Below are 12,302 nucleotides of genomic sequence, written 5' to 3'. Positions count from 1 at the left end.
GACCACGCGTCAGGCTACCGAATCGCCGGGATAACTCCCGGCGTTTTTTTGCACTCTGTGCAGTTGAGTCTAAGCTCAACAGGGTTTGCTGGCGGAATTGCTAGATGAACAATGCGATAAAATCGGTGGTGATTGTCGGTGGCGGTACTGCTGGCTGGATGGCAGCGGCGAGCCTGCAGAGCCACTATGCCAACACGGATATCACATTCACTGTGGTCGACTCCAGCCAGATTGGTACGATTGGGGTGGGTGAGGCGACCATACCTACCATCAGGCGCTTTTATCGCAATCTTGGTCTTAGCGACCGGGAGGTAATGCAGGCGACCCAGGCGACCGCGAAACTGGGTATCCAGTTCAATGACTGGCATTCCCGTGGGTCTTCCTTTATTCACCCTTTTGGACTTTACGGGCAGGAATTACGCGGTATCGGCTTTCACCATTTCTGGTTGAAAATGCGCCAGAACGGGTTGCAGTCAAGGTTGGCGGATTACTCTCTGGGCGCATCTCTGGCCCTGAATGAAAAGTTTGTGCCCCCCTCTGCAAACCCGCCGTCATCGCTTTCCGTATTTGACTGGGCATTACACCTGGACGCTTCACGGTTTGCTGCTTATCTGAAGAAATATGCACTGGAGCGCGGTTGCAAACACGTCGATGATGTTATTACCGATGTCAGACGGCGGCCCGAGGACGGATTTATTACCGCGGTCCGGCTTGAGGGCGGCAGCGACCTGGAAGGGGACCTGTTTATCGACTGCTCGGGTTTTCGCGGACTCCTCATTGAGGAGACCCTGGGTACTGGCTATGAAGACTGGAGTCACTGGCTCCGCTGTGACAGCGCGTATGCGGTACAGACCGAGAACCAGCGGGAGCCCCGTCCCTATACGCAGGTCACTGCGCTGGAGTCCGGATGGCAGTGGAAAATTCCTTTGCGACACAGAACCGGCAACGGTCACGTTTTCAGCGGTCGGTACACGGATGATCAACGGGCGCTTGACCTGTTGTTGTCCAGGCTGGAAGGCGAGCCAATAACCGAGCCAAGAAAATTGTCGTTCGTACCCGGGCGCAGGAAGCAGGCCTGGAACAAAAACTGTATCTCACTGGGGCTGTCCGCAGGTTTCCTCGAACCATTGGAGAGCACCAGCATCGCTCTGATAGAAACAGGCATTGAGCGGATCAAGCAGTTGTTTCCGACCCAGGGATTCAGCCAGGCTTGTATCGACGAATTCAATCAGGTGACAGCCGAAGAGTACGAGAGAGTCCGGGATTTCATTATTCTCCACTATAAGGCCACTGCCCGACGGGATACCGAATTCTGGCGCGATTGTGCCGCCGCCGAGATACCCACTACCCTGGAGAAAAAAATTGCGCTGTTCAAGGATAGAGGGTATTTCCTCAAGTACCGCTGGGAAATGTTCCATCCCGCAAGCTGGTTGGCGATTTACGAGGGGTTCGATATCCTCCCCGAGACATACGACCCCGGTGTGGATGCGTTTGAGGAAGGCTACATAGCAAATAGCCTGGCCGCAATGCAAAAGTCTCTCAACGGGGCTGTAGCTGCGGCACCCAGTCACCAGAATTTCCTGGATGAGCTATACGATAACAATGAGGCGGAAACGGAACGCTATGGAACCCATTAAGAAAATTGTAATAGTCGGTGGCGGCACCTCGGGGTGGATTGCTGCATCGGTGCTGTCCAATCAGTTCCGGCCGGATGTGCTGGAGGTAGAACTGGTTGAGTCCGAGGATATCGGAACGATTGGTGTCGGCGAATCAACCATTCCGCCGTTTGTTGGACTCATACGGAACCTGGGTATCGATGAGCAACATTTTATCCAGAAAGTCCATGCGACATTCAAGCTCGGCATCCGTTTTCCGGAGTGGAGCAATCTGGGCGAAAGTTACTTCCATCCGTTTGGCTCAATTGGCGTACGCTTTGGTATTTATGAGTTTTACCAGGCCTGGTTGAAGGCAAAATCCATGGGACACGACTCCGGTTTGCAGGAGTTCGCGCCCTGCAGTGTCATGGCGGACAAGCATAAGTTTTTCTTGCCCCAGGAAGCCCAGAAGACTCCGATCGGGGGTGCCAGTTACGCCATGCATATCGATGCCAGGCTGGCGGCAGATTATCTGCGCGGTTATGCCGAAAATCGTGGCGTGACCCGTACTGAAGGTATGGTAACGGAGGTTACCCAGAAGGAAGACGGCAGTATCGCCAGCCTGCGGCTCAAGAGCGGCAAAGAGGTACACGGTGACTTTTTCATCGACTGCACGGGATTTTTCTCTCTCTTGATTGAGAAAACCCTGGGCGTTGGTTTCGAAGACTGGTCCCGTTTTCTACCCTGCGACAAGGCCGTAGCGGTGCAGACGGAAAACACCGGAGAAGCGCTTCCCTATACCATCTCAACCGCTCGCGAGGCGGGCTGGACCTGGCGAATTCCGTTGCAACACCGAACGGGTAACGGCTATGTCTATTCGAGTGAGCATTGCAGTGACGACGAGGCCCGTGCGCGTCTGTTGGAATGTGTAGATGGGAAATTGCTTACGGAGCCCATGTTGATTCCATTCCGCACCGGTATCCGCGAATCTTTCTGGAAAAAGAATTGCGTTTCGGTTGGCCTCGCCGGTGGATTCATTGAGCCACTGGAAGCGACTGCGATTCATCTCGTGGTTCGCGGAATGGACTTTTTCCTCCGCTATTTCCCGGACAAGAGCTGTGAGCCAGCCCTGATTAACGAGTATAACCGCCGCATGCGCATGGACTACGAGGAAATACGCGACTTTGTGGTGCTTCACTACTGTGTAACCGAGCGGGAAGATACCCCGTTCTGGCAGCACTGTAAGACCATGGCCATCCCCGACACTTTGCGCGAAAGAATTGAGCTGTTCAAGGCCCACGGCACGCTTCGGGAAGGGGTGGACGAGCTATTTCGCAGCCCCAGTTGGCAGAGTGTGTTCGAAGGTATGGGTATTCGCCCGGCCAATTATTCTCCGCGAATTGATAACCTTGACTATAAGCTGATTGAAGACACCCTGGCTGAAGCCAGAAAGTCCATAGCCGCTATGGTCGAGACCCTGCCGAGTCATGACCAGTTTATCAGGCAAAAATACCTGGCCCTGTAGTGGCCTGGTGATGGCCTCGGAACCCGCCGCGACCTACTCTGCAAGCTCTAGGGTGCCGAATAGACCGGCGTCGATCCAGCCCCGATCCTTGTGATCGCCCGCGGCGTGCTCTGAGCCGATGAAATGCTCGCGCAGTTCGCTGCGGTCGTTGTCACAGTAGGCCAGCATAAAGCCCATGATCTTTCCCGCGTGGAGGGCGACCGGCTGGTTGTTCGCACCGCTATCGGAGTACTGGTCATCGTAGACATCAACAGCCACCTCCCAGATGACGTGATCTCCCGTTTGCCGCCATTTGCTCGTGACATGGTGGTTATAGTGCTGTGCCTTCCGGTTGGTGCCGATATCGATGGCCTGGTTGTCCAGTGAGAGGTGGTAGGCAAAAGCATTGTGGTTGTACTGATGATTCCCGCCGGAGTGATCCTCGTCGATAAAAATTTCCAGGCAGTCGTCGTCCCAGTACTGTTGCAGGGGGTCACGATGAAAGTCGACCAGCACATCATCCAGAATTTCTACCAGCAGGTAGAGCCGCTGTGGCGTCCAGACCAGTTTGTAGCGCCCCTGGAAATCACCTGCATCGAGTGGACCGCCGAGCCAGATGTTATCAATGGGCCGCCAGTCCGCCGTCATCCAGGCCTCGTCATCGGCAATACCGTCAATTTCCGGTGCGATGTCGGCTCGCGGTGCCAGGTAGTGCGTGCGGTCCGGATCATGTCCCCGGGTGTCCAGCGGTTGCCCGGCTGCGGCTGCTCCACTGGCGGTCAGTAACAGCAGTAGTTGAAGGGTTCGGATGCAGTCCATGACTTTTCCTGCTGCAGTGAGTTTTGCAAAGTATGCCGGCGACCAAAAGTATGTGCCCGGTGTGCCCGGCTCGCAAGTCGTTGCGCCCAGTCGGACTGGCCGTGCGACAAGAGGGATTGTGGCGCTAACATTGGCCAATAAGTGCTGTAGAATGTGATGTCTAACAGTAATTACTCCACGGGTCTTGCATATGAAATGCCATGTGTCCTGTGCCCCACACGCCGTAGCTGGCGATCGCGCTCATGATTAGACCGCTTGTTCAGGTCCTGCATAAAAATCGCGATGCCCGATTCTGGTTTTGCCAGCTGGTGGGTTGGTCAGGCTATTCCATTGCGACCTTTTTGACCATTACCCTGGTTGATGGTGACCTCAGCTGGATTCATGTTGGTCATATCCTCATGTCCGCGGTGCTGGGAATTCTCGTCTCCTGGCCTTTGCGCCTGATTTACCATTCCACATTTTATGCCAGGCTGGGGGTCAGATTGTCCGTCGCCGCGGCGTCGGTGATTATTTCCAGCGCACTCTGGACGGTCCTGAGAATCCTGGTATTCGCCTGGCTGGTTGACGAGCCACCGCTCTGGAAAGAGGTGAACTACTGGTACTTTGGATCCCTGTTTGTTTTCCTGAGCTGGACGGTGCTTTATTACGGCATCAAGTACTACGATCTGTTAACCACCGAGCACCAGAAGTTGCTGGAGGAGACCGCGGGCAAGAGAAACGAGCAGATGCTTCGTCTGCAGGCGGAAGCCGCGGCCCAGGACGCGCAGATCCGCATGCTGCATTATCAACTCGCGCCCCACTTTCTCTTCAATACCCTCAATGCGATCAACGCGATGGTGCGTCTTGGCGATATTGAGCGGGCGCAGGAGATGATCCAGTTGCTGGGTGATTTCCTGCGTCACGCGCTGAAAAAAGACGCGGTGGAAAGTGTCACCCTGGATGAGGAGATCGATTCGTTAAAGCTCTACCTGGATATCGAAAAGGTCAGGTTTGAAGATCGCCTGAGCCTGGAGTTTGATCTGGAGCCTGCCTCGCTCTCAGCCAGGGTGCCGGCGCTACTGCTGCAGCCGTTGATAGAGAACGCGATGAAATATGCCATCTCCGAGTCGGAAGATGGCGGTACGCTGAGCATTTCCTCCAGCGTGGACGGCGACCAGTTGCTACTGGAGGTGGCCGACACCGGTCCGGGTTTTGAGCCGGATATGGATGATGATGGCCGGGGTATAGGCCTGCGCAATGTGATGGATCGCCTGAAAACGCTCTATGGAGACGACCAGAGCTTTACCCTGTCGCAGAATTCTCCCACTGGCCTTAAAGTCGTTATTGCCCTGCCCTTACAGTTTGATAGCAGTGAGACGGGGTCAAGGCAGGGGCACGAGGAACTGAGTGTTGCGCAAGCTTAGGACCATTGTCGTCGACGACGAGCCGCTCGCCCGGCGACTGATGCGCTCCATGCTGAGTGATATTGATGACATTGAGCTGGTGGCGGAGTGTCGCAATGGCCGGGAGGCAGTGGCCGCGGTCCAGGGCTTCGCGCCGGATCTGATGCTGTTGGATATAAAAATGCCGGGTTTGTCAGGCTTTGACGTGGTCCGGGAATTGCAGGCCGACATCATGCCCATGGTGATTTTCTGTACCGCCTACCAGCGCTACGCCCTGGATGCGTTCGACCTGCATGCGGTTGATTATCTGCTCAAGCCGGTTGACGAGGGCCGTTTGCAGAGGGCGGTGGCGCGCGCGAGACAGCGCTTTGAGACCGAGACCGAGGCGCAGAACAAGACGCCGTTGATTGGCGCGATCGATGAGATCGCTCACAAGGTTGCCAGCCGCGGCCCCAATGCCGGAAAGAGTCCGGCGCCAGAGGGGGTTGTTACCGAGAGCCGCAAGCTTGCCATCAAGGATCATGACGGCACGGTGCTGGTGTCTGTCGATGACATCGACTGGGTAGATGCCGCCGGCGACTACATGTGTATTCATGTTGGCGGTGAGACGCATATTATGCGTAGCACCTTGAAGCATCTTATGTCGCGCCTGGATCCCGAGAAATTCAAGCGCATACATCGCTCGACGGTGGTCAATCTGGAAAGGATTGTCAAAGCGACCCCCCTGCAGAAAGGCGAGTTTACCCTTGACCTGGATTGCGGTGAAAAATTGAAGGTGAGTCGCAACTATCGCCAGGAAATAAAAATCTATCTGGACGACAACTGAGCAATTGACCCCGATGTTCCCTGCGCCGATAAAAACCGGATACATGCTCTGCCTTTTGCTGCTTTGGGCGGTGGAGGGTGTTGCCCAACCGGCGGAATTGGAAGTGATTGATTTGCAGGACGCTGATGCGGTGGTGTGGGCCATCAACCTGGGCGGGCAGGCACACCGTTCTATCGATGGAATCCAGTTCCAGGCCGATGCTGATGGCGCCGGTGCAACAGGCTCGGTACCGGCGGTGTTGGGGGCACAGGATATCACCGTGTACCGTAGCCACAGGGTTGGCGAGATGCGTCTGGAGAAATCCCTGCCCGACGGCATTTATGACCTTACCTTTTACTTCGCCGAGCCGCACGGGGCAGAGCCCGGGGAGCGGGTTTTCGACGTGCTCGCCCAGGACCGGATTGTAATTCAGCATCTGGATGTCAGCCTGTCTCGCTCCAGTTCCGTACCCTCGGCGTTAAAGCGCACCGTGATCGGGGTGGAAGTCACCAACGGTCGTCTCGTCGTCCAACTCAGGGCAGTGCGCTCAGTGCCCATTCTGAGTGGCTTGTCGGTGCGGGCCCGCCAGCCAGAAGCACGTGAGTGGCGACTGGTATGGTTCGATGAGTTCGACTATACAGGTCCGCCCGATGCCAGTAAGTGGCAAATAGACCAGTGGCAGGCGGGCAAGGTCAACGACGAAGACCAGGCCTACACCAGTCGTAGCCGGAATGTGCGTGTGGCCTCGGGTAAATTGATGCTCCAGGCACACGCGGAGCAGTACCAGGGTGCGGCTTATACTTCCGGCCGCGTCCACAGCAAAGGCCTGGGTCACTTTCTTTACGGTCGCATTGATATCAGTGCCAGGTTGCCCGCGGGCCAGGGGCTCTGGTCGGCGCTGTGGATGCTGCCGGACAATCCCTACCAGTATGCGACCAACTGCGAGGAGGGTAGCGAATGGCAGGGTAATCCTGACTGCGATGCCTGGCCCAATTCCGGTGAGATCGACATTATGGAGCACGTCGGTTACGACATGCGGCGAGTCCATAGCACGGTGCACAATCATCGCTTTTTCAGCACTGGCCCGGAGCTGCGCAATGCCAGCATTGAAGTTGAGGATGTGGCGGGCGCATTTCATGTGTATTCCATGGAATGGACACCGCAGCAAATCCGGGTCTTTGTCGATGGCGTCGAGTTCTATCGCTACCTGAGGCTGACGGAAGACTGGCGTGACTGGCCCTTCGACCATCCCTTCCACCTGATCATGAACCTGGCAGTGGGCGGGCACTGGGGCAGGGCGGGCGGGCCGATAGACCAGAGTGTGTTCCCCGCGACGATGGAAGTTGATTATGTCAGGGTATTTGTACCGCGGGCCATCGAGTAGCCGGCTAGGCGAGGGGCATCCACTCTACCAGGCCGATGATCAGCAGCCAGAAGGCAAAAAACAACTTAAGCCGGCGGGCGCCCAGTTTCAGTACCAGGTGCCGGGCGAGCAGCCCTCCAACGACAGCACCGGGACCGGCGAAGAGCACGACCTGCCAATTTGCCTGCTGGCTGACAAGCAGTTGCTCCGGGGCTGCGGACCACACGGAGATGGCTGAAATCACCACCGCCGCCGCCACTGCCAGAGTGACCTCATAGCGGCGCACGATCAGGTAGAACGCCACGAATTCCCCCACGCCGACCGATAGCCAGGCCGTGACGATGCCGCCACTGTAGGCAATGAGCGGAAGCGCCACCCAATCCAGAGGAGACAATGTGGTGCGCAGCGGGCCGCTTTGCCGCAGGAGCACGGTGACCAGTATTGCGATACCAAGGAACAGGGAGAAGGCGGCGAACAGGGGGCCCAGGGCCGCGGGCGCGGCAATATCCGCGGCGAACACGCTCCACAGGCCGGCGATCGAGGCCGCCGCACACAGGGCTACGGTGGGCAGGAAAGCGGCCCACTGACCGCCAGGCCGCTGCTCGCTGCGGTAGAAACTGCTCCAGGCCAGGGCACCTGCGGTCATGCCGAAACACTGGATGCCAAAGCTGGTAGCCACCGCCTGTGCCTCGGTAAACCCGAGTTGGGCAAAGGCCGGTATAAATATGACACCGCCGCCAGCCCCGGTGGCGTTGGCGAAAATTGCCCCCAGTACCCCGAGCCCCGTGAAAGCGCTATATCCGGCCAGTTCCCCCGCCGCCTGTCCGGCCATTCCCGGCAGGGAAAGGGCGGCGGCAATCGCGATCGCCAGCGCGCAGCAGGCCAGCGCCGGCAGAGTGATCAGCTTCTTGATGTCGGGTAGTGCTGAGGCCATACGGTAATCTACTCAATAGCCATTGGCACTGCAGGAATATTCGCTAAAACGGACCCGCACGGCGACAAAGCGGAGGGTAGCCGCGGCAGGGGGACTTCAGTCCGTTCAATCCAGGTACTGGTGCCGGACCCAGTCCACTTCCATGGTCCAGTCGCCAGTCATGGGAGAGTCGTTGATCTTGGCGAAGTTCAGTACCGCGAACATGGGTTCGTCGATCCTGTCTCCCCAGCCCACCAGGCGATAAACCTCCTGCTCATCGAGGCGAAACACAATGTCCTCGCCCAGCCATTCCACGGAATATTCATGAAAGCGGTCCAGGTCGGCTGCCTGGACCAGCATATGGCCCTGCCAGTCCCCGCCGCCACAGAACCCCTGGCTGTCTATGGCCCGGGCTGCATAGTGGTCAGGTCCGCCATCGCTGTGGTGCTCGAAAATATCGATTTCCCCCGATCCGGGCAGCGGCCAGCACACGGTCTCATCCTCTTCCTGCACGGGGGGTTCGTTATTTCTCGCTCCCAGCAGCCACCAGGCGGGAAACATCCCGGGTTGGCCGCTGTTCTTTACCCGCAGCCGCGCCGTCCACTTGCCCCTGCTGAATTCCCGCAGGTTCTTGGTGGTAATGCGCCCGCCGACGTAGCGGGTATCCGGGTGCCTTTCGCCGTCTTTTGACAGGTTATCGCAGGGTTGTTTTGAGCCGAGATCGACTACCCGCAGCTTGAGACTGCCATCACTGACTTCGCGGGTATTATGCCGGCCATCGCGCAGGTAGCACTGGTCCTCCTGGTTAACCCAGAGAATCTGGTCCTGCCAGTTGTCCGGGTCAAAGCGATCGAAATCGTCGAAGAAATCGGTTTTCCAGCGGACGGTCTCCGCCGTTGGGCTGGTCATGTCTGGTGGCGTGTCAGCGCTGGCAGCGGCGGCAATCAGTAGAGGGACGGCTAACAACTGGATATTTTTCGCCATGAGGCACCTTACGCCTGGAGATCGGTTGTGTTTGCAGACAGTATAAACTCTGCCACTCGCTCTGTTCACGGGGCGCTTACTTGCTGAGGTTCAGAAGTGATCGCCTGTCGACGCAGGCGTGCCAACAGGAAATGCAGCGCCTGCCCCCGATTCCCGTGCTTCCAGGCAAGTACTGCAGTGGATTCCTGGGGTGGTTCATCCAGGGTCAGGGCGACCAGCCTGCCCTCGGCAAGATCCCCGGCGACAAGATTCTCCGGCACGTAACCCACGCCCATGCCCAGCCTGTGGGCCTCAAGCTTGGCTTCCATGGTGGGCACATACATCGCCGTCTGCTGATTCAGAATACCCCGAGACAGGGGCCTGGAGTTGCGCGAGGTGTCGCGGATGATCACTGCCCGATACTGGCGGACAGCGGCGACGTCGATGGGCTCTGTGGCCCGGCACAGGGGATGGTCGGGGGCAGCGACAAACAGGTGTTTGATGGTTTGCCAGGGTTCGCAATGCAGGCCCTTGTGCCCGGGGACATCCCCAATGCCGCCGATCACCAGGTCCACCCGGTTCTCCAGCAGCGCTTCCCAGGTGCCGGCCAGGACCTCGGTAAACAGCGAAATCTCAATGCCGGGATGGGCTTCCTGCAACTCGGAGACCAGCGGCAGAACCAGCGATAGCGGCACTACGGTGTCTACTGCAAGTCTGAGCCTGGGTTCCCAGCCGGTTGCCACCTGGCGAGTTTGGGCCGCCAGTTCATCAGCCGCGTACAGCAGTTCCCTGCCCTGTTCCGCCAGGTGCCTGCCGGCGGGGGACAACACCGCCCTGCGCCCCTCCTTGTGAAAAAGGGTGACGCCGAGGTCCTGTTCCAGTTTCTGCACCGTATAAGAAATGGCAGAGGGAACTTTGTGCAATACCGCGGCGGCAGCGGCGTAGCTGCCCTTGCGCTCAATGGCGTCGATGACTTCCAGGGCCTCGAGGGTAATCGGGAGTCTCATATTGTTCAATAAATCTGATGATATTGATTGAAAAGTATCGCTATTAATCTAAAAGCGCAAATATATACTGGGTTTATTGACGTGAAATATTCGAATGAAACACGAAAAAGGAGGCTGGAATGGGTTTGTTGAAAGAGGGGAAATGGATTGACCAGTGGTATGAGACGGAAAGCACCAAGGGTGAATTCAAGCGCCAGGAAAGCCTGTTTCGCAACTGGATAACCGCGGACGGCGCTGCCGGCCCCAGTGGCGAGGGTGGCTTTGCGGCTGAAGCGGGCCGCTACCATTTGTACGTGTCACTGGCCTGCCCCTGGGCCCACCGCACCCTGATTTTTCGTACCCTGAAGGGGCTGGAAGATATGATCAGCGTGTCCGTGGTGGAGCCACTGATGCTGGAACATGGCTGGGAATTTTCCGAGCGCTTTCCCGACGACCTCTATGGCCTTGATTACCTGCACCAGCTGTATACCCGGGTCGACCCCGATATCACCACCCGGGTAACGGTGCCGGTGCTGTGGGACAAACAGCGGGAAACCATCGTCAGCAATGAGTCGGCGGAAATTATCCGCATGTTGAACAGCGCCTTTGACGAGTTGACCGGCAATACGGCGGACTACTATCCGGCGGCGCTGCGCGCGGACATCGACGCACTCAACGCGTGGATTTACCCCGCCATCAACAATGGCGTCTACCGGGCGGGTTTCGCGACCAGCCAGGAAGCCTATGAAGAGGCCTACCATGAACTGTTCGATGCATTGGACAAAGTTGAGGAGCGCCTGGCGAGCCAGCGCTATCTCACTGGCGCCGCGATAACCGAGGCCGACTGGCGTCTGTTTACCACCCTGCTGCGCTTTGATGCGGTGTATTTTGGCCACTTCAAGACCAATCGCCAGCGGATAGAGGACTTCCCCAATATGGCCGGCTATGTGCGCGACCTGTTCCAGCAGCCCGGTGTGGCACAGACGGTAGACCTGCCGTATATCAAGAAACATTATTACGGCAGTCACAAGACGATCAATCCCACCGGCGTGGTGCCGCTGGGACAGGAGATTGACTTTAGTCGCCCCCATGACCGGGATCGCTTCTGATCAAGCCTGGACAGCAACAGGAGGAGACAGCAATGAGCAACAGAAAATTGGCGCAGGTAGTGAACGCCAGGCCCTCGTCTGATGGCGATGGGGTAAAAATCAAACGGATAGCCGGGCGTGATGCCATGCGCATCATGAACCCCTTCCTGTTAATGGACGAAATTCGCTCCGAGGAAGGAGCGGACTATATTGGCGGCTTTCCTTCCCATCCGCATCGCGGATTCGAAACCATTACCTACATGCTGGACGGCGCCATGCGTCACCGCGACCACATGGGGAACGAGGGCGTGATCGCCAGTGGCGACGTGCAGTGGATGACCGCCGGCAGGGGCGTGATTCACTCGGAAATGCCCGAGCAGGAAGATGGTCTGTTGCACGGCTTCCAGCTCTGGTTGAACCTGCCGGCAGCGCAGAAAATGCAGCCGGCAGCCTACCAGGAAATCACCCGGGAGCAGATACCGGTGATCGAACTGGACGGCGGCGGAAGCGTCAAGCTGATAGCGGGGGAATTTGGCGGCGAAACAGGGCCGGTGGTATCCGGCAGCACCGAAGCCAGTTACCTGGACATCACCCTGCAGGGCAAGGCGTCGGTGGAGATACCGGTGGCCAGGCAGCATAATGTCATGGTCCTCGTATTCGACGGCGCAACGACGGACCTCGGTGCCGGCCAATTGGGTGTCTACCGGGATGGAGACCGGGTTGCGCTGACAGCGGCGGACCCGGGTGCGCGCATCCTGCTGTTGGCGGGCGCCCCGATAGACGAACCCATCAGTCACTATGGTCCGTTTGTGATGAATACGCCTGAGGAAATCGAGCAGGCCATCCGTGACTACAATGCAGGGCGTCTGGTCGCCTGATAAGGA

General features: G+C 57.7%; 11 protein-coding genes. 7 read left to right on the top strand and 4 right to left on the bottom strand.

What is annotated here, in order from left to right:
• The first annotated feature begins 104 nt into the window (after window positions 1-104).
• Window positions 105-1,637, top strand: a complete 1,533-nt coding sequence (locus tag E2F43_RS02900; protein ID WP_133209359.1) for a tryptophan halogenase family protein — start codon at window positions 105-107, stop codon at window positions 1,635-1,637.
• Entirely contained in the window at window positions 1,624-3,120 is a 1,497-nt protein-coding gene (locus E2F43_RS02895) for a tryptophan halogenase family protein (RefSeq protein ID WP_133209358.1), read from the top strand. The genes E2F43_RS02900 and E2F43_RS02895 overlap by 14 nt, the downstream gene beginning before the upstream one ends.
• A gap of 33 nt (window positions 3,121-3,153) precedes the next feature.
• Here E2F43_RS02895 and E2F43_RS02890 read toward each other — a convergent pair whose 3' ends face one another.
• Entirely contained in the window at window positions 3,154-3,918 is a 765-nt protein-coding gene (locus tag E2F43_RS02890) for a sugar-binding protein (protein WP_165954166.1), read from the bottom strand.
• A 242-nt stretch (window positions 3,919-4,160) separates the two neighbouring features.
• Between E2F43_RS02890 and E2F43_RS02885 the strand changes: the two genes are divergently transcribed.
• The 3 genes from E2F43_RS02885 to E2F43_RS02875 all read left to right on the top strand — a co-directional run bounded on the left by E2F43_RS02885 (window position 4,161) and on the right by E2F43_RS02875 (window position 7,489).
• Complete coding sequence (locus E2F43_RS02885; RefSeq protein ID WP_133209356.1) at window positions 4,161-5,321, top strand: sensor histidine kinase; 1,161 nt, start codon at window positions 4,161-4,163, stop codon at window positions 5,319-5,321.
• Window positions 5,308-6,126 (top strand): LytR/AlgR family response regulator transcription factor, encoded by an 819-nt coding sequence (locus tag E2F43_RS02880; protein ID WP_133209355.1) that lies wholly within the window; start codon window positions 5,308-5,310, stop codon window positions 6,124-6,126. Before E2F43_RS02885 ends, E2F43_RS02880 begins: the two co-directional genes overlap by 14 nt.
• A 103-nt stretch (window positions 6,127-6,229) precedes the next feature.
• The gene (locus tag E2F43_RS02875) at window positions 6,230-7,489 is read left to right on the top strand and encodes a family 16 glycosylhydrolase (RefSeq protein WP_238946718.1); all 1,260 of its coding nucleotides are present in this window, start codon (window positions 6,230-6,232) and stop codon (window positions 7,487-7,489) included.
• A 4-nt stretch (window positions 7,490-7,493) separates the two neighbouring features.
• Here E2F43_RS02875 and E2F43_RS02870 read toward each other — a convergent pair whose 3' ends face one another.
• From E2F43_RS02870 to E2F43_RS02860, 3 genes are all read right to left on the bottom strand, one after another.
• Window positions 7,494-8,402, bottom strand: coding sequence for a sulfite exporter TauE/SafE family protein (locus E2F43_RS02870; protein ID WP_238946717.1), 909 nt, complete (start codon window positions 8,400-8,402; stop codon window positions 7,494-7,496).
• 105 nt (window positions 8,403-8,507) lie between these two features.
• The gene (locus E2F43_RS02865) at window positions 8,508-9,365 is read right to left on the bottom strand and encodes a glycoside hydrolase family 16 protein (protein ID WP_238946716.1); all 858 of its coding nucleotides are present in this window, start codon (window positions 9,363-9,365) and stop codon (window positions 8,508-8,510) included.
• Between the two features lie 65 nt (window positions 9,366-9,430).
• Window positions 9,431-10,351, bottom strand: coding sequence for a LysR substrate-binding domain-containing protein (locus E2F43_RS02860; RefSeq protein ID WP_133209353.1), 921 nt, complete (start codon window positions 10,349-10,351; stop codon window positions 9,431-9,433).
• Between the two features lie 119 nt (window positions 10,352-10,470).
• On the opposite strand from E2F43_RS02860, the gene E2F43_RS02855 reads away from it, so the two are divergent.
• Both E2F43_RS02855 and E2F43_RS02850 read left to right on the top strand, forming a co-directional pair.
• Window positions 10,471-11,439, top strand: a complete 969-nt coding sequence (locus tag E2F43_RS02855) for a glutathione S-transferase family protein (protein WP_133209352.1) — start codon at window positions 10,471-10,473, stop codon at window positions 11,437-11,439.
• 32 nt (window positions 11,440-11,471) lie between these two features.
• Window positions 11,472-12,296, top strand: coding sequence for a pirin family protein (locus tag E2F43_RS02850; RefSeq protein WP_133209351.1), 825 nt, complete (start codon window positions 11,472-11,474; stop codon window positions 12,294-12,296).
• Window positions 12,297-12,302 lie beyond the last annotated feature (6 nt).

Origin of the sequence: Seongchinamella unica, from assembly GCF_004354085.1 — a bacterium.
Lineage (GTDB): Bacteria > Pseudomonadota > Gammaproteobacteria > Pseudomonadales > Halieaceae > Halioglobus > Halioglobus unicus.
This window is presented reverse-complemented; position numbering and strand designations above follow the sequence as displayed.

Bases quoted from the DNA above. Each gene is read 5' to 3' on its own strand.
- E2F43_RS02855 (WP_133209352.1), top strand. From the start codon at position 10,471: ATGGGTTTGTTGAAAGAGGGGAAATGGATTGACCAGTGGTATGAGACG.
- E2F43_RS02850 (WP_133209351.1), top strand. From the start codon at position 11,472: ATGAGCAACAGAAAATTGGCGCAGGTAGTGAACGCCAGGCCCTCGTCT.
- E2F43_RS02870 (WP_238946717.1), bottom strand. From the start codon at position 8,402: ATGGCCTCAGCACTACCCGACATCAAGAAGCTGATCACTCTGCCGGCG.
- E2F43_RS02895 (WP_133209358.1), top strand. From the start codon at position 1,624: ATGGAACCCATTAAGAAAATTGTAATAGTCGGTGGCGGCACCTCGGGG.
- E2F43_RS02885 (WP_133209356.1), top strand. From the start codon at position 4,161: ATGATTAGACCGCTTGTTCAGGTCCTGCATAAAAATCGCGATGCCCGA.
- E2F43_RS02860 (WP_133209353.1), bottom strand. From the start codon at position 10,351: ATGAGACTCCCGATTACCCTCGAGGCCCTGGAAGTCATCGACGCCATT.
- E2F43_RS02900 (WP_133209359.1), top strand. From the start codon at position 105: ATGAACAATGCGATAAAATCGGTGGTGATTGTCGGTGGCGGTACTGCT.
- E2F43_RS02890 (WP_165954166.1), bottom strand. From the start codon at position 3,918: ATGGACTGCATCCGAACCCTTCAACTACTGCTGTTACTGACCGCCAGT.
- E2F43_RS02865 (WP_238946716.1), bottom strand. From the start codon at position 9,365: ATGGCGAAAAATATCCAGTTGTTAGCCGTCCCTCTACTGATTGCCGCC.